The organism is Mesorhizobium sp. M1066, from assembly GCF_040318635.1.
In the GTDB taxonomy this organism is placed as follows: Bacteria; Pseudomonadota; Alphaproteobacteria; order Rhizobiales; family Rhizobiaceae; genus Mesorhizobium.
On sequence record NZ_JAMYMR010000005.1, the window covers coordinates 114,495 to 134,968 of the forward strand.

The 20,474-nt window shown below is 62.3% G+C and carries 23 protein-coding genes; 4 read left to right on the top strand and 19 right to left on the bottom strand.

Features of this window, described 5'->3' with window-relative positions; genetic code table 11:
- The 16 genes from NKH52_RS10070 to rpoZ all read right to left on the bottom strand — a co-directional run bounded on the left by NKH52_RS10070 (position 1) and on the right by rpoZ (position 15,952).
- Positions 1-792, bottom strand: coding sequence for an anti-sigma factor family protein (locus NKH52_RS10070; RefSeq protein ID WP_352730597.1), 792 nt, complete (start codon positions 790-792; stop codon positions 1-3).
- Entirely contained in the window at positions 789-1,307 is a 519-nt protein-coding gene (locus NKH52_RS10075; RefSeq protein WP_352730599.1) for a sigma-70 family RNA polymerase sigma factor, read from the bottom strand. Before NKH52_RS10075 ends, NKH52_RS10070 begins: the two co-directional genes overlap by 4 nt.
- A 239-nt stretch (positions 1,308-1,546) precedes the next feature.
- Positions 1,547-1,789 carry a type II toxin-antitoxin system VapB family antitoxin gene (locus NKH52_RS10080; protein ID WP_352730600.1) on the bottom strand — a complete coding sequence of 81 codons (243 nt, stop codon included), beginning with the start codon at positions 1,787-1,789 and terminating at the stop codon, positions 1,547-1,549.
- Between the two features lie 62 nt (positions 1,790-1,851).
- Positions 1,852-4,599, bottom strand: a complete 2,748-nt coding sequence (locus tag NKH52_RS10085; protein WP_352730602.1) for a DUF2339 domain-containing protein — start codon at positions 4,597-4,599, stop codon at positions 1,852-1,854.
- A 113-nt stretch (positions 4,600-4,712) separates the two neighbouring features.
- Entirely contained in the window at positions 4,713-5,231 is a 519-nt protein-coding gene (locus tag NKH52_RS10090) for a PaaI family thioesterase (RefSeq protein WP_027162667.1), read from the bottom strand.
- On the bottom strand, positions 5,228-6,004 hold the full coding sequence (gene recO / locus NKH52_RS10095) for a DNA repair protein RecO (protein ID WP_352730605.1): 777 nt from the start codon (positions 6,002-6,004) through the stop codon (positions 5,228-5,230). Before recO ends, NKH52_RS10090 begins: the two co-directional genes overlap by 4 nt.
- 132 nt (positions 6,005-6,136) lie before the next feature.
- Complete coding sequence (locus NKH52_RS10100; RefSeq protein ID WP_352730606.1) at positions 6,137-7,273, bottom strand: porin; 1,137 nt, start codon at positions 7,271-7,273, stop codon at positions 6,137-6,139.
- Positions 7,274-8,409: 1,136 nt separating this feature from the next.
- Positions 8,410-9,333, bottom strand: coding sequence for a GTPase Era (gene era / locus NKH52_RS10105; protein ID WP_352730608.1), 924 nt, complete (start codon positions 9,331-9,333; stop codon positions 8,410-8,412).
- Positions 9,330-10,082 (bottom strand): ribonuclease III, encoded by a 753-nt coding sequence (gene rnc, locus NKH52_RS10110; protein ID WP_352730610.1) that lies wholly within the window; start codon positions 10,080-10,082, stop codon positions 9,330-9,332. Before rnc ends, era begins: the two co-directional genes overlap by 4 nt.
- Positions 10,082-10,831: a signal peptidase I gene (gene lepB, locus NKH52_RS10115; RefSeq protein WP_013532585.1), complete on the bottom strand. Its 750-nt coding sequence runs from the start codon at positions 10,829-10,831 to the stop codon at positions 10,082-10,084. Before lepB ends, rnc begins: the two co-directional genes overlap by 1 nt.
- Before the next feature lie 78 nt (positions 10,832-10,909).
- A complete protein-coding gene (gene acpS, locus NKH52_RS10120) occupies positions 10,910-11,323 on the bottom strand; it encodes a holo-ACP synthase (protein WP_128303037.1) in 414 nt (137 codons plus the stop codon).
- Complete coding sequence (locus NKH52_RS10125) at positions 11,320-11,919, bottom strand: DUF2062 domain-containing protein (protein ID WP_027038036.1); 600 nt, start codon at positions 11,917-11,919, stop codon at positions 11,320-11,322. The genes acpS and NKH52_RS10125 overlap by 4 nt, the downstream gene beginning before the upstream one ends.
- 254 nt (positions 11,920-12,173) lie before the next feature.
- Positions 12,174-12,554, bottom strand: a complete 381-nt coding sequence (locus NKH52_RS10130; protein ID WP_352630857.1) for a VOC family protein — start codon at positions 12,552-12,554, stop codon at positions 12,174-12,176.
- A 25-nt stretch (positions 12,555-12,579) separates the two neighbouring features.
- Complete coding sequence (gene pyrE, locus NKH52_RS10135; protein ID WP_352730613.1) at positions 12,580-13,158, bottom strand: orotate phosphoribosyltransferase; 579 nt, start codon at positions 13,156-13,158, stop codon at positions 12,580-12,582.
- Between the two features lie 50 nt (positions 13,159-13,208).
- Positions 13,209-15,437: a RelA/SpoT family protein gene (locus NKH52_RS10140; protein WP_023812864.1), complete on the bottom strand. Its 2,229-nt coding sequence runs from the start codon at positions 15,435-15,437 to the stop codon at positions 13,209-13,211.
- A 113-nt stretch (positions 15,438-15,550) separates the two neighbouring features.
- Positions 15,551-15,952: a DNA-directed RNA polymerase subunit omega gene (rpoZ, locus tag NKH52_RS10145; RefSeq protein WP_013532591.1), complete on the bottom strand. Its 402-nt coding sequence runs from the start codon at positions 15,950-15,952 to the stop codon at positions 15,551-15,553.
- Positions 15,953-16,277: 325 nt separating this feature from the next.
- Here rpoZ and NKH52_RS10150 point away from each other — a divergent pair, with 325 nt between their 5' ends.
- From NKH52_RS10150 to NKH52_RS10165, 4 genes are read left to right on the top strand one after another with little or no spacing between them, the layout of a single operon-like run.
- Positions 16,278-16,859, top strand: a complete 582-nt coding sequence (locus NKH52_RS10150; RefSeq protein ID WP_127289375.1) for a LabA-like NYN domain-containing protein — start codon at positions 16,278-16,280, stop codon at positions 16,857-16,859.
- 11 nt (positions 16,860-16,870) lie between these two features.
- Positions 16,871-17,527, top strand: a complete 657-nt coding sequence (locus NKH52_RS10155; RefSeq protein WP_127289377.1) for a uracil-DNA glycosylase — start codon at positions 16,871-16,873, stop codon at positions 17,525-17,527.
- 59 nt (positions 17,528-17,586) lie between these two features.
- Positions 17,587-17,898, top strand: coding sequence for a type II toxin-antitoxin system RelE/ParE family toxin (locus NKH52_RS10160; protein ID WP_352730616.1), 312 nt, complete (start codon positions 17,587-17,589; stop codon positions 17,896-17,898).
- On the top strand, positions 17,889-18,194 hold the full coding sequence (locus tag NKH52_RS10165) for an addiction module antidote protein (protein ID WP_023812859.1): 306 nt from the start codon (positions 17,889-17,891) through the stop codon (positions 18,192-18,194). Before NKH52_RS10160 ends, NKH52_RS10165 begins: the two co-directional genes overlap by 10 nt.
- A 55-nt stretch (positions 18,195-18,249) precedes the next feature.
- Here the strand turns inward: NKH52_RS10165 and NKH52_RS10170 are convergent, their stop codons facing one another.
- The 3 genes from NKH52_RS10170 to dapA are packed head-to-tail and all read right to left on the bottom strand — an operon-like array spanning position 18,250 to position 20,359.
- Positions 18,250-18,957, bottom strand: a complete 708-nt coding sequence (locus tag NKH52_RS10170; protein WP_352730618.1) for a glycoside hydrolase family 25 protein — start codon at positions 18,955-18,957, stop codon at positions 18,250-18,252.
- A gap of 15 nt (positions 18,958-18,972) precedes the next feature.
- Positions 18,973-19,452: an SsrA-binding protein SmpB gene (gene smpB, locus NKH52_RS10175; RefSeq protein ID WP_013532594.1), complete on the bottom strand. Its 480-nt coding sequence runs from the start codon at positions 19,450-19,452 to the stop codon at positions 18,973-18,975.
- 25 nt (positions 19,453-19,477) lie between these two features.
- Entirely contained in the window at positions 19,478-20,359 is an 882-nt protein-coding gene (gene dapA, locus NKH52_RS10180; protein WP_352441273.1) for a 4-hydroxy-tetrahydrodipicolinate synthase, read from the bottom strand.
- Positions 20,360-20,474 lie beyond the last annotated feature (115 nt).

Here is a 20,474-nt window from a genome sequence, read left to right on the forward strand (position 1 = left end):
TCAGCTTGCCAGCCCGTTGACAAGTTGCATGTAGGCGCTCCTGGCGACCTCGGCCAGCCGCTCGCGCGGCAAGGAGCCGACCACGGCGCAGCCATAGCCCTTGTCCAGCCAGTAGACGGCCTCGGGTCCGTCTTGCGTGGCGGCGTAGGTGCCCCTGGCATTCTCCGTCGATTCCGTGGTGACGAACAGCGATATACGCTGCCCATTGCCGTCCTCGTAAAGCAGCATGGCGGCCTTGCTCTCGCCTGCCGGCAACAGCCGGCCGCCGACCAGCTGGAATCCGTCGGCGGTCAGGTCCGGCGCCACCAGCTTCAGCCCGACCCGGTTGGACAACCAGGTCTGCAGATGGTCCTTGTCGCTGGCCGGCACCTCGACGGCATGCCGCTTTTCGGCGGCATAGATGACATGGGCCGCGATTGCCTGCTCGGCCAGCCGATCTTCCGCCGGATCCTCCTGCCCGATGCCCTCGATGCCGGCAAAATAGCCACCAAGTCCGCCGGCGACCAGAAGCACGGCGGCAGCAGCGGCAAGCCACCAGCGTGAGCGTGGCACAGCTGCCTTGACCGGCGCCTCGCCAAGCAGCACCTTGCGCAACCGCGCAGGCACGGCTTCGTCCAGCACGTCGGCGAAGGCGGCACTGAGCGCCGCCCGGTCGGCGGTGAAACGGGCGCTCTTGGCCTTCATTTCGGGATTGGCGTCGAGCCAGGCATCGTAGGCTGAGCGCTCGTCGCTGGGCAGTTCGCCATCAAGCGCCATGTGGATGTCACGTTCGGAAAAGTCGCGGCGGATCATTTCTCCACGATCCTTATCGCGCGGCGACGCGCCGTGTCGTCCAGCAACCCGCGCAGTTCCTCACGCCCGCGCGCGATGCGCGACATCAGTGTGCCGGCAGGCACGCCCAGAATGTTGGCGGCTTCGGCATAGGAAAAACCTTCGATGGCAACCATGACAAGGGCTGCGCGACGGTCGGGGCTGATCGCCTGCAATGCTTCGATGATCTCGCGCGAGGCAATGCTCTCCATCTGCTCGGCCGGCTGGGCAACGGCCTCGCCCGCCTCCAGCGGCAGCATCGCCGCCTCGCCGCGGCGGTTCACCTTGCGCATCTGGTCGATGAACAAATGATGCATGATCGTAAACAGCCACCTCCGGGGGCTTTCTCCTGTCTGCCAATTGTCGAGCCGCACAAGCGCCCGCTCGAGGCAATCCTGGACAAGGTCGTCGGCAGCGTCGCGGTCGCGCAAAAGCGAGCGTGCGTAGCGGCGCAGGCGCGGTATTTCGCCAAGGATTGCTGCCTTCTTTTCGTCCATGACCGCTGTTTCTGGGGGTCGCCTTGTTGATCTCGATTGAACGCGCCTTCTCGGCGCGGCGCAAGCGGCCAGCGCGAAGCGGTCCGCCGCCCCGGTCACCCAAGCAATGAGATAACGCTGGCTGGTGCCGATTTATTCCCGACTATCGATCGTAGAAACTCCAGCTTATGTCATATCCGTCTGAAGAAAATCATAGAAGCGCGGAACTATGCAGCGGACCGCCGGCGCGCCGACGAACATCAGTCTTCCCACGCCTCGTCCATGAACGCCTTCATGTCGAAGTTGGGATCGGACGGCCCCAGCGCAGCCGCCTGGGCCTGGAAAACGGCAATCCTCTCGCGCAGTGGCTTGCGGGCGCGGTTGCGCTCAAGCTCGTGCAGAAGCGCGATCCGCACCGCTTCAGTCTTGCTCGAGGCGTTGGTCTCGCGCTTCAGTTGGGTCGCGAGCGCGTCCACCTTGTCGTCGCGGATATAGAGCGGCATTTCGAATATCTCCCGTGGAATATTCAAATATTCCATTTTGAGTATTCCGACACTCCAAACCCTCAGGTCTCCTTCGCCGCCCGCGTCAGCAGCCGCTGATAGAACAGTCCGATGCCGATCAGCACCGCGCCAAGGCCGATGAAGGACAGCGCCCGCAGCACGCCTTCCAACTCCGACATGTCGAAGATGAAGACTTTCAGCACGGCGATCGCGATCAGCGCGGCCGAGGCAATGCGCAGCACCTGCGACTTCAGCCAGACGCCGGCGGTGAGCAGCGCCACACCGATGACCAGCCAGAGCGCCGAGTAGGTGTAGGTTTCCAGCTGGCCGAGGCCGCTCCACAAGCCGATGAACTCGCCCTTGAACAGACGCCTCACCGAGAGCGTGGCATAGGCGAAGGCAAGCGCGGCAGCCACCACAGCCAACATCTGCGCATACCATTTCGGCCGCTTGTCCCTGGTGTAGAGCGCCAGCCCGCCAACGGCGACCGCTGGCAAGAGATAGGCGAGGAACAACAGGTTGAACACCGGGATGCGGCCGGTCGATTCGTCGGTGAACAATGGGTTCAGCAAGACGAAATGCCTGACAACGATGAAGGCGACCGAGGCCACACCGGCGGCCATCGAACCATAGCGCAGCACCGAGCTTGGCGAGCGCATGTCGATGGCGACCAGGATGGCGCCGGTACCGATGGCGATCAGCGTGTAGATCGACTGTTCGGCGAGCGTCATGGCACCCGTGTCGATGACGCCGCCGTGCATGGCGTGGCGCACCAGCATGGCGAGCGTGAGCAGCGCAAACAGCGCCGCCGCCGCTTCCATGGCAAGGCGCGGCCGGCCATTCGTGGTGCGCGCAAGCTGCCAGGCGGCGAAGCCGAAGGCCAGCGCCGGCACGCCGTAGCCGGGCAACAGCCAGTTGAAGACCGGTGTCCTCGACAGGAACCCGGCGCCGACAATGGTCGGGTCGAAAGCGACGCGGCCAAGCACCGCGATCACAGCGCCGACCGAAATCCAGCCGAGCACCGGATAGGCGCGCCAGCGCGTGGCCAGCGCCGGCACGATGGCCGCCGCACCGAGCAGGATGGTGGTCCAGCCGGAATCGAAAGCCATATGCATGAGCAGGAGCCCGGCGATGGCCGCGCCGCCCAGGGCAAACGACACCGCGACACCGCCCTTGAGCGGCGGCTCCTCGGCCCGCGCGATCCACTCGCCACCGGCGGCGAAAATGACGACCAGCAGTGCCGCCGCGGCAGCGTAGACAAAGTCACGGTCGAGATTGCCGAAAGTGAACCAGAGCGCCAGCAGGACGACCAGCGGAACGATGACGCCCCACGCTGCCCATGAGGCCGCGCGCATCTGCGTGCCGGCGGCAAACCGGCGCGCGGCCCAGAAGCCGGCGCCGATGAAAACGAGGCCGAGTACGATGCCGATGCGCAAGGTCAGCGCGTTGGACGTGGCCACCGGCAGTCCGTCGACGCCCAGGGCACCGCCCGAAAATTCGGAAGCGATCGAGGTTGGCGGGATGATGCCGAGATAGATCAGCACCGTGACCAGTCCCGCGGCATAGAGGAGCGGCAGCGCCAGCGGACGATAAAGCGCAACCCCCACCATCGCGGCGATCACCACCGCGCCCGGCAAGGCATAGCCGGCGGCAGCGAAGGCCGGATCGACCGACAGGCCCAGCGCCGAGAATGCGACGAACAGGCCAGGCACGATGGACGGCCAGTCGAAACCCCTGGCCGGCCCGGTTTCGTCGTCACGGCGAGCGAGCCAGACAAGGGCGAGCACGGCCAGCGTGACGGCGTCGATGAACAGGGTGGCAGAGAGGTTCGCCCCCGGCGCATCGGTCATATAGAGGATGGTCCAGACACCGGTGCCGAAAAAGGCGGCCGCCATCAGTAATTTCCAGTCGCGCATGCGGGCGATGACGCCGGTCGCTGCGAGCACGATCGCGAGATAGCCGAACAGCGCCCAGGGACTGGGTGCCTGCGAGGCGACCAGCACCGGCGTCACCATGGCGCCGACAAGGCCGATGCCGGCCAGCGCCTGGCCATGGACAAGGGCTGCCGCGATCGTCGTCACGCCGATGACGCCGAGCAGCGTGAAGGCGAGTGCCGGGCCGATGAAGCCGTAGATGCCATGCGCGGCATAGACGGTGCCGAACAGGATGAAGGCACCGGCAGCCGTCAGGATCGCTGGAATATAAGCGCCGGCGGCCCCTTGCACCGGCACCTTGAAGCCGGTGCGGCGGATGAACTCGCCGCCGGCGACCAGCACCAGGCCGAGCACGCCGGCCATGGCCAGCCGCACGCCGGGACCGAAAATGCCGGCTTCAATGGTGTAGCGGATCAGGAACAGGCCGCCCAGCGCCAGTGCGATGCCGCCAACCCAGACCGCCCAGCGGGTTCCGAGCGCGGTTTCGACATCGGATTGGCGGGCGGCTTTCGCCGCTCCGGGAAGCTCCGCGGGATCCACCGCCTTCGGTGCCGGTTCTGGAGCGGTCCACGGCCCGGAGACGATCTCGCCGGTCGAGTCTTCCGTGTCCGTGGCTGGCGCCTGCACGGTGACCGCTTCGCTTGCCTCAGGCGGGGCGATATCGGCCGCGGCCGCTGCGGCCGGAGCCATATCGGCGGGCACATTGTCGGCCGCCGTCTGTTCGGAAGATTTTGTCGCCGGTGGTAAGGCTCCCGAGAGAACAAGACTGCGCAGCGCGCCAAGTTCGCGCTCGACAAGGCCTATACGGCTCTGCTGGCGCGAAATGATGACGAACAGGGCGATGATGGCGACAAGGCCGATCAGGCTTTCAAACATGGCGGTTCCCCCAAACCAGGCCAGTTTTCACTGACATTCGTCGTACTGACATTCAAATGCGGCGGCCAAGCGGCCAGAAAATCCAAGCTCGGAAAAACTCAATGCGCCGCCGGTCAACGCGCCGCCAGATTGGCGGCCGGAAAGATCGAACATGTTTCAGTGCCGAAAGCCAGCAGCTTGCCGCCGGCATCCTTCAACGTCGCTTCTGACACCGCCAACGTGCGGCCCTTGTGAACAACCCTGCCCTCGCACACCACCTCGCCGGTCTTCGGCGTGATGGGACGCGTCAAATTCACCTTGAACTCCGCCGTGGTATAGGCCTCGCCCTTTTCGAGCAGCGTCTGCACGGCACAGGCCAGTGCCGAATCGAGCAGCGTCGCCGCCCAGCCGCCATGTACGCTGCCCAGCGGATTGAGATGGCGCTCGCTCGGCATGCCACGAAAGACAGCGCGCCCTTCCGAGACTTCGGTGAGAGTGAAATTCAGCTGAAAGGAAATCGGCGGTGCCGGATACTTGCCGTCGACGATGCGCTGCAGCAATTCCAAACCGGTGTATTTCAGGATGTCGGCGTGCGGAATGGTGCCGAGCCCGAGCGGTGAGACCCGGCCAGGATAAAGTTCGACCTCGCTCATGTGATGATTTCTCTGGCTGCGTCCTCGCCAGCTATGGCCTTGCCGCGCGCGTGATGTTTGCGCAAGGCGGCGAGGAAGCCGGTACGAGCGTCCGGTGGCTCGATGCCGCGCGGCTCATAGACATGGCGGTTGAAGAAGAAGCCGGTGAGCCGGAAGGCGTCGTCGACCGCTGCCGCATCGGCGCGCAGGCCGGAGCCGCGCTGCAGGAAAGCCGGCAGAGCCAGCATCTTGTCGCGCCATGGCAAACCGGCTTCGCGCGATACCGCGCGTCCCGACTTCGGCGAGACATAGGCCAGGTCCTGTCGCGTGCCGGTGGCGGCGCATTGGCTGAGATCGAGGCCGAAGCCGAGTTCGTCCAACACCAGAAGCTCGAAGCGCGCCACCAGTTCGCCGGCAATTTCGGCATCGTCGAGATGGACGATCATCACGGCAAGCGTTTCGTAGAGACCTTCATGCGCATCGCGCTCGGGCAGCAGGCGCAGATGCGCGGCCATGGTCTGCAAGCCGTAGACGGCGACGGCGCTGTCCATCAACCGGGCCGCGTTCATCTCGATCGCCTCGGCCTGGAACGTGCCGAGATGTTCATCAAGCCGCGCACGCCACAACAGGTCGACGCGATTGCCGGGCTGGAGCACGGGCTGCTGCTTGCGCGAACGGCCGCCGCGAACAAGGCCGAGATGACGGCCATGCGCGCGCGTCAACACCTCGAGAATGGCGCTGGTTTCGCCATGCTTGCGGGTGCCGAGAATGATTCCCTCGTCGCGCCATTCCATTTCAGGAGCTTTTCACCGATCGGGTGGCGAAATCAAGGTATCGGCTTGGCCCCCGGGTAACTCTCATGCCAATGGCATAAAAAACCGCCCGCAGCGATGTGCTGCGGGCGGGCTGGTGAGGTCAGTCGACTGTTAGAAATTGCGCTGGAAGCGAACGATGCCGCCGACGCTGCTCTTCTTGTCGGCCTTGGTCCAGTTGTTGAAGTCGAAGTCGTCGAATTTTCCTGCATTGAGGTAATCGACTTCAGCCGTGATCGTGTAGCCGGGCACGATGGTGTAAGCCACGTTTGCGGCGACGCCGAGGTTCTTCCAGTCGTCATAGGAGATCTGGGCGTTGAACGAGGTCTTGTCGTTGAACTTGTAGGTGCCGCCGCCCCAGATCGCCCAGTTTCCGCCCCATGGCTTGTATTGGGTCCGGCCTGTGCCGAAGTCGTTGATGTTGTCGTTGGTGCCGTAGCCGCCCATGACGAACAGCGTCAGCTCCTTGCTGACGTTGACGTCCAAACGGACCTTGCCGGACACTTCCTCGTAGTTGCTGTCATAGGCGACGACGCCGGTGATCGCACCCCAGTCGCCCTTGTACTTCAAGCCGCCGACGACATGCGGAACGTAGCTGTCGATCGTGTTGACGGCGGTGCCTTCTTCGAGCGAGACCACGCCCGTAAAGCCGCTGCCAGCGTCGAAGTAGTAGCTGATGAGATTGGTATCCTTGACACCATACGGGATGAGCGTGTCCTGGATGACATTGCCGGCATAACCGATGAACTGGTCGTATACCGTTTCATCCTTACCGACGCGCAGGCCACCGAGCTGGATCCAGGCGAAGTTGAGGGTGGTGGCCTTGTTGCCGGCCTGCCAGCCGGTCCCGTCACCCGTATAGTCGCCGGAGGAGTTGCCGAACTGGAAGCGGGTCTCGGTGAAGGTCTTCAATGTGCCGAGCTCGGTTTCCTGGCCGGTATAAGTCCTCAGCGTGAAGCGCATGTTCTTGTAGTAGGTGTCGTTCCTATCGCCGTCCATGTGATCGGCAACGTTATTGGCGCCATCCAGCGCGCCGGAATCGCCGACGCCCATGTCATAGCGGAGGTAGCCGCCGATGCGCAGGCAGGTCTCGGTGCCCGGAATGTAGAAGTAACCGGCGCCGTAGACGTCGCAGATCTTGACGTATTCGGCCGGTTCCGGTTCGGCGACGACGACAGCGTCGGCGGCGCGTGCGCCGCTGACCGCGATCAGGGCCGCGGCTGAGCCGAGAAGGAGGCTCTTGATGTTCATTTTCTGACCTCTCCAGTCATAGTTATAAATGGCTTCGGATTTGTGGCTGGCGGCAATGTTTTCCCGCCTCACCCCCACAACGAAAAAGGCTCGCACCGCTCGCCCTTTTCAGCGGCGAACATACCCATCGATCATCTGCCTTCAATGACGATTTCCGGAATAATGCCATTTCTGTGAACAGATTAATGGTGTGTTGCACAAATAACACTTGCCATGATAGCGAATGGCACAACTGGCACAACGTCATATATTAAATATATATACCGATACTTTCGCGGCTAAATACAATTCTGACGTGCTATATTTCCAAAATGACCGCATAATGCGGAATATCTACCTGATTTACACCGAAATATACCTGAATCTTGCCGCCCCCTTTATCGTCAGATGACGCCGATCCGCCAAACCCACTTTGATACCGAGGCGAAAAGCGGGATGACGCCTCCAAGCCTGTCTGCCTCTTCCAAAGCGATCGAAACTCCCTGGAGCGCTGTCGCGTCGCTGATTGTGACAGCAGTCAACCGTTGAAGACGATTCCTTCGCGACGCCTCTCGGTCGACCTTGGCGACGCAGGCGACGTGGTCGCCCGCCTCGATCAGGCGGATCGGCACTCCATAAGTCCGGGAAAGCGTCGTTTCGGTTAGAATTTCCCTCGTCGCGCCGAGGCATGACGGTTGGTTCGGCGACGGGACTGGGTTCTGGTTGGCTAGAGCGGCTTATCGTTCGGCGCTTCACGCCCGCGCGTGATCGGCAAGCACTTCATCGATTACGTGCCAGGATTTTTCAACCTCGACGGGATTGGTGCCGATGTGTCCGGCGACCGTGATCAGCGCTTGCGCATCATCGCTTCGTCGGCGGGAAGGCCGGCGCAGAACGCTTCCCGGCTTTTGCCCTCGAAAAGCGTCCAGGCAATTGCCAGATCACAGGCGGGATCGCCCTTTTCCACCTCATCTCGTCGCCAAGATAGAAGCCTCAGCTGCCAATCTCGACCGGTCTGACCGCAAGATCACTCCTGCGTGGCGACCAGTCGGCTGACAAGCGCCGTGTCGATGTTCAGATTGCTGACCATGGATCTGGGGCGATTTATTTGAACTCTCCGAAAACCGCTTGCCGCTGTCGCTACGCGGACCTTCGGTCTAGCGCGGAAACTCGAGCCCCATCTCGCGGTAGCGCTCGGGGTCGTCGCCCCAGTTCTCGCGCACCTTGACGAAAAGGAACAGGTGCACCTTCTGTTCGAGGATGCCTGCTATCTCCATGCGCGCCGCCTGGCCGATGGCGCGGATGGTCTCGCCCTTGTGGCCGAGAACGATCTTCTTCTGGCTGTCGCGCTCGACATAGATGGTCTGGTCGATGCGCACCGAGCCATCCGGCTTCTCTTCCCATTTCTCGGTCTCGATATGCGAGGAATAGGGCAATTCCTGATGCAGCCTGAGATACAGCTTCTCGCGCGTGATCTCGGCCGCGAGCTGGCGCATCGGCAGGTCCGAGATCTGGTCTTCCGGATAGTACCAGGGACCGACCGGCAGAGCCGCGGCCAGATAATCGAGCACGTCCTTGCAGCCGGAACCAGTCAGCGCCGAAACCATGAAGGTGCGCTTGAACGGCACCCTTTCGTTCGCTGCCGCCGACAGAGCCAGCAGCGCTTCGTGCTTGACGCGGTCGACCTTGTTGAGGATCAGCACCATCGGCTGGCGCACATCCTTCAGCCGTTCGAGGATGGCGTCGGCGTCGCCCCTGATGCCGCGTTCGGCATCGATCAAAAGCAGCACGATGTCGGCGTCCTTGGCCCCGCCCCAGGCGGTGGTCACCATCGCTGTGTCGAGCCTCCGCCTCGGCTTGAAGATGCCGGGCGTGTCGACGAAAACGATCTGCGCATTGTCATGCGTGGCGATGCCGCGCACGATGGCGCGGGTCGTCTGCACCTTGTGGGTGACGATCGACACCTTGGCGCCGACCAACTGGTTGACCAGCGTCGACTTGCCCGCGTTGGGCGCGCCGATCAGCGCGACAAAGCCGGAATGCGTGGCGGCTGCGGTCGCCGGCTCTTCGGTGGCGGTCATGCCGCACTCCCTTCACTTGAGCGCGCGCGCTCCGATTTTTGGGCCGACGTGGTGGCCCAGACGCCTTCGCGCAAAAGAAATGCCGAAGCCGCCGCTTCTTCGGCAACCCTGCGGGAGCCGCCAGTACCGCTTATCGGCGCAAAGCCGCGGACCTGCAAGGACACGGTGAAGACGGGCTGGTGGTCCGGGCCTTCTCGCTTTTCGATCACATATTCAGGGCGCGCATCGCTGGTCTTGGCAATCCATTCCTGCAGATCGGATTTCGGATTGAGCGGCTTTGCGATCACCGTATGCGAGCGCGGTTCCCAGTAGCGCAGGACGAACCGCCGCGCGGCCTCGATGCCACCGTCGACGTAAACCGCCGCGATCAGCGCTTCGACCGCATCCGCCAGATAGTTTCCGCCCGAGCCACGCGACCGCATCTTCAAGGCGGAATCGGCGCGGACCAGATCCTCCAGCTGCATTTCGATGCCGATTTCGGAGCATGTCCGCGCATCGACCAGCGCATTGAAGCGCGGCGCGATTTCACCTTCCGGCGCATCGGGAAATTTCTCGAAAAGCATATCGGCGACGACAAGCCCAAGCACGCGGTCGCCAAGGAATTCCAGACGCTGGTTGTTGCTGGCCGCCTTGACCGCGCTGGAATGCGTCAGGGCGGTCTCGAGCAAACGGACATCCTTGAAGACGTGGCCGGTCTTGGCCTTCACCAAACCGGCCAGAGTTTCGCCTGTCGGACGCTTCAAAGCCATCAATTGACGAAGTGGAACAGGCGCGAAGCGCGCATCAGCGACGGCCATTTCCAGATTTCGAGAGGGCTCGCCTTGCCGGCGATCGAGAAGAAAACAAGATTGGCGCGGCCAACCAGATTTTCCGCGGGAACGTAGCCGACGGTGAAACGGCTGTCGGCGGAATTGTCCCGGTTGTCGCCCATCATGAAATAGTGGCCGGGCGGCACGTCGAATTCGCGGGTGTTGTCGCCGATCGAGTTCGAATTCAGGTCGAGCGTGTCGTAGCTGACGCCGTTGGGCAAGGTCTCACGATACACATCGATCGGGCGCGATTCCTCGGTGATGTCGGGATTGTCGATCTGGCCTGTTTTCACGCGCGGCACGCCGACGCCGTTGATGAACAGCTGGCCGTCCTTGACCTGGATCTTGTCACCCGGCAGGCCGACAACGCGCTTGATGTAGTCGACGGACGGATCAGGCGGGAACTTGAAAACCGCTACGTCGCCGCGCTTCGGCTCGGAGCCCCAGATGCGGCCCGAAAAAATATCGGGTCCGAAAGGCAGCGAATAGCGCGAATAGCCGTAGGACCATTTGGTGACGAACAGATAGTCGCCTTCCAAAAGCGTCGGCCGCATCGATCCCGACGGGATCGAAAAAGGCTGGAACAGCAGCGTGCGGATGACCAGGGCGAGCAAAAGCGCCTGGACGATGACGCTGACGGTCTCGCCAAGCCCGCCGGATTTCTTCTCGGATTTTTCAGCCACGCTCATGTCGTCCTCGATTGTGCGTTGGATGGTATAGAGTCTCGGCGCGCGCTGGGCAACGTCAATGCCGGTCGTCAGAGGCAATCAATGTGGCGCTTCTTCGACGGGCAGCGCCTCGATGATCACAAAGGCTTGAGCGAGCGGGAAATCATCCGTGATGGTGAGGTGGATTGCCGCGCGATGGTCTTTTGGCAGGATTTTGTCCAGCCTGGCCTGCGCTCCTCCCGTCAGCGCCATGGTCGGCGCGCCACTGGGCAGGTTGACGACACCCATGTCGCGCCAGAACACGCCCTGCGCCAGACCGGTGCCCAGCGCCTTGGCGCAGGCCTCCTTGGCAGCGAAACGCTTGGCATAGGAGGCAGCACGCGCCTGCCGGTTTTCGGAGCGGGCCTGTTCGATCTCGGTGTAGATTCTCTGGATGAAGCGCTGGCCGTGACGCTCCAGCGACTTTTCGATGCGTCTGATGTCGATCAGGTCGCTGCCGATGCCGATGATCATCGCGCAGTGGAACCGATGCTTGCGCCGGGATGAGACGATTGCGCATGCCGGCTTGCACGCTCGGCCAGACGCTTGCGCCGCTGTTCGCGGAAAGCGTTCATCCCCCAGCGCGTGATGGCGTAGAACAGCAGCCCGAAGGCGAGCCCGAGCGGAACCGCGCCGATCAGCATCGGTTCAAGGACCGGTTTCCACAATTGCGCGAAGGAGAGGTTATGCAGCATCTCGCCCAGATGTGCCGGCGGCCCATGCGTCGGCAAGCGGTCATGCAGGATGAGCTTGCCCGTTTCCCACGACGCGCCCCATAGCAACGGGAAGGTTAGCGGGTTGCCGAAAAAGACCGCGCCAAGCGCCGCCGCCACCAGATTGCCGGCGATCACCCAGCACAGGATGGCAGCGATGATGAAATGGAACCCGACGGGGAAGAATGAAGCGAAGACACCGGCCGCAACACCGGCCGCCACCGCATGCGGTGTGGCCTTCAGCCGCAGGATGCGCTTGGAAAAATACTGAAGCGAGCGCGAAAACGAGCGGCGCGGCCAAAGGTAGGTACGCACCCGCTCATAAAGGCCATCAGGCTTGCGGCGTCGAAAAAGCACTCTGTTCCCGTTCCACAGCGCCCGCAACGGCATCTTCAGCCGGGCGTGGCAGCCACATCTTGCGCTTGACGATCACCCTATGGCAATCGCCACCTTATATAACGACGCGCTGGCGCAAGAACAACCAAACACCTTCTGTGCGCCGCGCTTGTCGCCGCCCTTCGGGGCGGCAGGTCTTGCTTCGAACATGGATAATCGCGGCGAATTTAGGGAACCGGCAGTCGCATCGCCGAAAGGCGCATCGTCGCCGGCGGCTACCGCAGGTATTCGCTGACCTCGACCAGATTGCCGTCTGGGTCACGGAAATAGACCGACATCATAGGACCTCTAGCCCCGACACGTTCGACCGGGCCGAGTTCCACCGCCACACCATTGGCCGCGAGCCGGGCACGGACCTCATCCAGTGGCCGGTCGGTGATCAGGCAGAAATCACCTGATCCTGATGTCGGCGACTTCGCCTTGGGCTCGAAAGTGCGGCCGACCTCATGCACATTGATCTTATGGGTACCGAAAGCCAGCGCCGTCGGCCGATCCGCCGCGTCGATGCGCTCAAAACCCAGCACGCGCTGGTAAAACTCACAGGTCACTTCCAGCGAAGCGACCGTCAGCACGAAATGATCGATGCCTGCGATCATTTTCGCCTCCCCGGTTTCACACTCGTCAGATGTTGCGGCTGCCGGGCTTGATCGCCGGGATGGCGGCAAGCTCCGGCGGCAGCCGGTCGGCCGGATAGGCCGGGACCTCATACTCGGCAAGCGCGATGAGCGGCACACCGACATCGGTCTTGCCAGCCGAACGATCAATGATGCAGGCCGCGGCCACCACCTCGGCGCCAAGATCGCGCAGGCACTCGATGGTCTCACGGATCGACAGGCCAGTGGTGACGATGTCCTCGACGATGACGACACGCGAGCCCCTGGCGATCTCGAAGCGGCGCAAGCGGAACTTGCCGCCTTCCCGCTCGACCCAGATCGCCGGCATGCGGAGATGACGCGAGGTCTCATAGGCCGGAATCAGCCCGCCGATCGCCGGGCCGACGACATAGTCGATGTTGCCGGGCACGCCAGCGCGGATCTTCTCGGCCAACGCCTTGCACAGAAGCTCGGTCTTGTCGGCATGCATGAACACGCGCGCCTTCTGCAGGAAGACCGGACTGCGCAGGCCCGAGGTCAAAATGAAATGCCCTTCCAGAACAGCACCCGCCTCGCGGAAAATGCCCAGCACTTCATCGGTGTTCATGTCTGCCTCTTTTTGATTGACCATGACTTTGTCCGAAACCGGAGCATGGTCTAGCCATTGACGCGTCTTGCGTCGCTGACGCTCGAATTGTCCTTGAGCTGCGACAGCAGCCGGTTGAGGTGCTTGAGATCCCAGACTTCGAGATCGATCAGCATTTCGGTGAAGTCGGGAGCAGTGCGCACCATCGACAGCGTATGGATGTTGGCGTCGTTCGAGGCAACCACCTGCGCTATATCGGCGAGTGACCCCGGCGCGTTGATGGCGGTGACCGATACGCGCGCCGGAAAGCGTTCCTTGGTGCGCTCGTCGATGTCCCAGCGCACGTCGATCCAGCGCTCGGGCTGATCATCGAACGCCTGCAGCGCCGGCGACTGGATCGGATAGATGGTGATGCCGGTGCCCGGCTGGACGATGCCGACGATGCGATCGCCAGGCACTGCCCCCTCCGGCGCGAAACGTACCGGCAGATCGCCGCGCACACCGCGGATCGGCACGGCGCCATCGCGCGGCTGGTCCTTGTCCTTGCGCGCGGCGCGACCCGGAATCTGGAACAGCATGCCGGCGGCATTGCGGATTTTCGACCAGCCCTCCTCTCGCGGCTTGGGGACGGCCGTGGTGACGCGCTCATCCTTGTAGTCGGGGAATACCGCCTTCATGACGTCGGTGGAGGCGAGTTCGCCACGCCCGACAGAGGCCAGCACATCCTCGATGTCCTTGCGCGCCAACCGGTGCAGCACCTGCTTCAGGCTCTCCTTGGTGAAGGTCTTGCCGGCACGCTCGAAGGCGCGTTCCAGGATGCGAATGCCGAGACCCGAATATTGCTTGCGGATGGCGTTCTTGGTGGCACGGCGGATGGCCGAGCGCGCCTTGCCGGTGACGACGACCGATTCCCACGCCGCCGGCGGAACCTGCGCCTTGGAGCGGATGATCTCGACCTCATCGCCGTTCTTCAGTTCCGTCATCAGCGGCATGATGCGGCCGTTGACCTTGGCACCGACGCAGGTGTCGCCGACATCGGTATGCACCGCGTAGGCGAAGTCGATCGGTGTCGCGCCGCGCGGCAGCGCAATCAGCATGCCTTTCGGGGTGAAGCAGAACACCTGGTCCTGGAACAGTTCCAGCTTGGTATTTTCGAGGAAATCCTCGGGATTGTCGCCTTCGGCAAGCTGCTCGATGGTGCGCCGCAGCCAGGCATAGGCGTTGGTTTCCTTCGAAATCGCGTGGGCGGCGCCATTCGTCTTGCCGCCGGTGTCCTTGTAGATCGAATGCGCGGCGACGCCGTATTCGGCGATCTTGTTCATCTCTCGGGTGCGGATCTGCAGCTCGACACGCTGGCGCGACGGGCCGACAATGGTGGTGTGGATCGACCGATAATCGTTCTGCTTCGGCGTCGAGATGTAGTCCTTGAAGCGGCCCGGCACCATCGACCACGCGGTGTGGATGGCGCCAAGCGCCCGGTAACAGTCCTCGACCGTGTCGACGACGACGCGGAAGCCGAAAATATCCGAGAGCTGCTCGAAGGACAGGGCCTTGGCCTCCATCTTGCGGAACACCGACCACGGCTTCTTCTGCCGGCTCTTCACGCCGGCGTTGATCGCATGCTTCTCGAACAGCGTGGACAGAGCCTTTTCAATGTCCGTCAGCACGCCCTTGTTGCGCTCGAAGATTTCGGCAAGCCGTGCGGTGACGGCGCGATAGGCCTCCGGATTGATGAAGCGGAAGGCGATCTCCTCCAGCTCCTCGCGCATGCCTTGCATGCCCATGCGCCCGGCCAGCGGCGCATAGATATCCATCGTCTCCTCGGCGATGCGCAGGCGCTTGGCCTCCGGCATGTGGTCGAGGGTGCGCATATTGTGCAAACGGTCGGCGAGCTTGACCAGCAGCACGCGGACATCTTCCGAAATCGCCAGCAGAAGTTTTCTCAGGTTTTCCGCCTGCTCGGCCTTCTTCGAGACGAGATCAAGCTTCTTCAGCTTGGTCAGGCCCTCGACCAGCTTGCCCATTTCGGGGCCGAACAGATCGTCGATCTCGGCCCGTGTGGCGGTCGTGTCCTCGATCGTGTCGTGCAGCAGGGCGACCGCGATGGTCGCCTCGTCCATATGCATCTCGGTGAGGATGGCGGCGACTTCGAGCGGGTGCGAGAAATACGGGTCGCCGGAAGCGCGCTTCTGGTGGCCATGCTTCTGCATGGCATAGACATAGGCCTTGTTGAGCAACGCCTCGTTGACGTCAGGCTTGTAGCGCTGGACGCGCTCGACAAGCTCATACTGACGCATCATGGGCGGGATCTCGCAGCGGTGAAATGAATCATGCGCCGCACTGCTGTACGGCGCATGTCATAGATAGCCACGAAACTGCCAGGACGGAAGTGCCGGATGCTTGATCCAGGCTCTTAGTAGTCGTCGCTCTTTTCCGGTGGCACCAGACCCTCGATGCCGGCCAGGAGATCTTCCTCGGTCATGCGGTCGAAGGTGATGTTCTCCTCGGCGTCATCGGCGTCGGTGGCAGCAACGGCGGTGCCGGTCTGATCGGCAATCGCCTCGCCATCGGCCTCGGGCTCGTCGACCTCGACATGCTTCTGCAGCGAATGGATCAGATCTTCCTTGAGGTCGTCGGGCGACAGCGTCTCATCGGCGATCTCGCGCAGCGCCACGACCGGGTTCTTGTCGTTGTCACGCGGCACGGTGATCGGCGCGCCCTGGCTGATCTGCCGGGCACGGTGGCCGGCCAAGAGCACCAGTTCGAAGCGGTTGTCGACCTTGTCGATGCAATCTTCAACGGTTACGCGGGCCATGGATTGCCCCTTTCATGCGATGGATTTGATGGAAAACAGGCGCGGTCCATAACCCGAACGCCGCCAAAATACAAGCATCATGGCAATGGCCGGGCTGCAGGGCGCCCAATCCCTCGTTCAAACACCGGGTTCGGCAAAAACTGGCTGTGCTTATGTGTTCGGTATCCTGATCACAATTGCTTGCAGTGCCGCACGCGCCCTTGGATTGCCGTGAATCTGGCGCTATCTCGGATGCGTAGGGTCAGCCGGTTTATTATGAGCCTGACCGAACGTCGCTATCGCATTTCGTTTAGACGGCCGTTTATTTCGAGAAGGAATATTTTCCATGTTCGACCCTCGTGAAAAAATCGCCCTATTCATCGACGGCGCCAATCTCTATGCGACGTCGCGCGCGCTCGGCTTCGACATCGACTATCGCAAGCTGCTGTCGAGCTTCCAGAAACGTGGCTATCTCCTGCGCGCCTATTATTACACGGCGCTGGTCGAGGATCAGGAATACTCCTCGATCCGTCCGCTGATCGACTGGCTCGACTATAATGGCTTCAAGGTGGTCACCAAGCCGGCCAAGGAGTTCACCGACTCGACCGGTCGCCGCAAGATCAAGGGCAATATGGACATCGAGCTTGCGGTCGATGCGCTGCAGCTCGCCGATGTCGTCGACCACTACGTCATCTTTTCCGGCGACGGCGACTTCCGCACGCTGGTCGAGGCGCTGCAGCGGCGTGGCCGCAAGGTGTCGATCGTCTCGACCATGGCCTCGCAGCCGCCGATGATCTCCGACGACCTGCGCCGCCAGGCCGACCATTTCATCGACCTGACGACCTTGAAGAACGACGTTGGCCGCGATCCTTCCGAGCGGCCGGTGCGCAGGCCCGAGCCGGCCGAAGTCGACGAGGATGATTACTGAGGCCGGTCGCCTTGACCGCCCTTTCCGCCTCCGAGCCCAGCCACGATTGCCCGCTTTGCCCGCGGCTGCATGACTTTATCGCCGAGTGGCGGCAGCGCGAGCCATCCTGGTTCAATGCGCCGGTGCCGACTTTCCTGCCCCCGGAAGGTGACGCGACGGTCCAACTGCTGATCGTCGGGCTGGCGCCTGGCCTTCGCGGTGCCAATCGAACGGGCCGTCCGTTCACCGGCGACTATGCCGGCGACCTTCTCTACTCGACGCTGATTTCCCACGGTTTTGCGCGCGGAGAGTTCAAGGCCCGGCCCGATGACGGATTGGAGTTGGTCGGCACCGCGATCACCAACGCGGTGCGCTGCGTGCCGCCGGAGAACAAGCCGGTGGGCGCAGAGATTGCCACCTGCCGGACATTCCTGGTGCCGACGATCGCCAGGTTCCCTAATTTGCGCGCCGTGCTGGCACTGGGATCGATCGCGCATCAGTCGACGGTGCGGGCGCTGGGTGGGCGCGTCGCCGCCTACCCGTTCAAGCATGGCGGGCAGCTGCCGGCCGGTGGCGTCACGCTGTTTTCGAGCTATCACTGCTCACGCTACAACACCAATACCGGCGTGCTGACCGAGGCAATGTTCGTCAGCGTTTTCAGCCAGATAGCGGCGTTCTTGGGCAAGTAGGCACGATAAGCAATTCAGCTTCTCCCCTTGACAATAGTCAACCATGGTTTACAGTTACCATGATGCAGGTTTCCGAAACCGATACATTCAAACGCTGGCTCGAAGACCTCCGCGACGCGCAAGCAAAAGCCCGCATTGTTCGGCGCATCGACCGACTGACTGTAGGCAATCCGGGAGACGTCAAGCCCGTTGGCGAGGGCATAAGCGAAATGCGGATCGACCATGGTCCTGGCTACCGCATCTATTTCCTCCAAGCAGGCAGCTTGTGCGTGCTGCTCCTTTGCGGTGGCGACAAAGGAACGCAAAGCAGAGACATCGCAGCCGCAAAAAAACTCGCCAAGGAATGGAAGGACAAGGCAATATGGCAATGAAAGTCACAGCCTTTGACGGAGCCGAATATCTCGACACTCCAGAGGCAATCGAAGCATATCTGGCGGCGACGTGCGAAGATGGCACCGCAGCGGAGATTGCTCATGCGCTTGGCGTCATTGCGCGTGCGCAGAACATGACGAGACTTGCCGAGAAAGCCGGTATGACGCGACAGGCTCTCTACAAGGCCCTGAGCGGCGAAGGGAATCCCGAATTCGCAACGATCATGAAAGTGGCCGAGGCGCTTGGTCTGAAACTGACCTTCGTGAGCGCGCAGGCAGGACGGAACGCTGCGTAACACGGATCAGCGCGCCGACATTTGGTTCTCCATCTCGCCAGCGGAATTCGTCTGATCAAGGTGCAGCGAACAGCTCGGCCAATTTCTCCGGACCACCCTGCAGCACATTCAGGTCGACATCGCCGTTGATGCCGTCGACGCGACCCCTGTTGTGGTATTGCCAGTAGACCCAGTCGTCGCGATCCGGCTCCAGGAGCAATGAGCGGAGCCAGAGCGGACGGGCAGCAATGCGCCCTGCATACGCTTCCGCTGCGTCGTCGGTCAGATAGACCACCGCCGGCTTGCCGAACGCCGCCTCGACTGGAGCGAGGAACGCGGCCAGTTCGGCGTTCAATTGTTCGGGCGTCGGCCGCTGCGGGCAGTTGCCGCCGAATTCGATATCGACCACGGGTGGCAGCAGGGACTGATCGTGCGGCACCACCGAGATGAAATTCTTCGCCTGGTCCGCACCCGGCCGGCAAAAGGTGAAAAAGTGATAGGCGCCGACGGCGAGACCGGCGGCCCGGGCCTCTTCCAAATTCCGTGCGAAAGCATCATCGACATGATCGCCGCCTTCGGTCGCCTTGATGACGGCAAAGGCGACATCGTCGGCGGCTACGCGCCGCCAATCGATCTGGCCCTGATGATGGGAGACGTCGATGCCCCTGACCGGATATTTATCGCGATCCGGCGAGAATGTGCGGAAGTAGAGATAGCCGCCTGCCGTGACGAGGCACACCGAGACCAGGCTCGCTAGACCGAAAAGAACAATCCGGTTCGTCAAGCGAATGGCCCCAGCCTACCCACGCTCTTTTAAGAGCCGGCCCTTCTCGCGCGACCAGTCGCGCTGCTTCTCGGATTCGCGCTTGTCGTGCAGTTTCTTGCCGCGGCCGACGGCGAGCAACAGCTTGGCGCGACCTTGGTCGTTGAAATAGATTTTCAGCGGCACCAGCGTCATGCCTTCGCGGTCGACACTCTGCGACAGTTTCGCCATCTCGCGCTTGTTGAGCAGCAGCTTGCGGCGCCGGCGCGGCTCATGGTTGAAGCGGTTGGCCTGCAGATATTCCGGCAGATAAGAGTTGATCAGCCAGATCTCGCCGCCTTCGACCGAGGCATAGCTGTCCTGGATGTTGGCTTGGCCCTGGCGCAGCGACTTGACCTCGGTGCCGGTCAGCACCAGACCGGCCTCGACCGTGTCGAGCACCTCATAGGAAAACCGCGCCTTGCGGTTTTCCGAAACGGTCTTGTTGTTGGGATCGGCTTTTCTGACTTGATTCATGATGCGGAGAGGTGGCGCCTCATCCCTAATTAATCAAGCCGGCGTGCTTCATCGCCGCATCGATCTTGTCGGCGGTCGACTGTTCGACCGTCATTAGCGGCGAACGCAGCACATTTTCGACCTTGCCCAGCTTCGACAGCGCATATTTCGCCCCGGAAACGCCAGGTTCGATAAAGATCGCCTTGTGCAGCGGCAGCAGACGATCTTGCAATTCCAGTGCCTTGGCGCTGTCGCCGGACAGCGTCGCCTCCTGAAATTCCGCGCACAGCCGCGGCGCGACATTCGAGGTCACCGAGATGCAGCCGACGCCGCCATGCGCGTTGAAACCAAGCGCCGAAGCATCCTCGCCCGAAAGCTGGATAAAATCCATGCCGCACGTGGCGCGCTGCTCGGAGACCCGTTCGACCTTGCCGGTGGCATCCTTGACGCCGACAATGTTCTTGAAGTCGTGCGCGAGCCGCCCCATCGTCTCCGGCATCATGTCGATGACCGAGCGCGGCGGGATGTTGTAGATGATGATCGGCAGCTTGGTCGCCCTGGCGACCGCCGCGAAGTGCTCGTACAGGCCGCGTTGTGTCGGCCTGTTGTAATAGGGCGTGACAACGAGTGCAGCGTCCGCACCGGCCTTCTCGGCATACTGCACGAGGCCGACCGCTTCCTCGGTGTTGTTGGAGCCGGCGCCGGCGACGACCGGAACGCGGCCCTTGGCCACCTCGATACACACCTTGACGACCTGGCGGTGCTCGTCATGCGACAGCGTCGGCGACTCGCCGGTGGTGCCGACCGGCACCAGGCCCGTCGTGCCCTCCGCGAGTTGCCATTCGACGAACGCGCGAAAGGCTTTCTCGTCGAAACGCCCGCTCTTTTCGAACGGCGTCACGAGCGCAGTAAGCGAGCCTCTCAGCATATCGTCCAACTCCTTGGGACTTGTTTGTTCATGCATGCCGTTGCCCCAAAACTGGTGTCCACTTTTGGGCGACATGCATCTTTAGTTCATGCATGCCGTTGCCCCAAAACCGGTG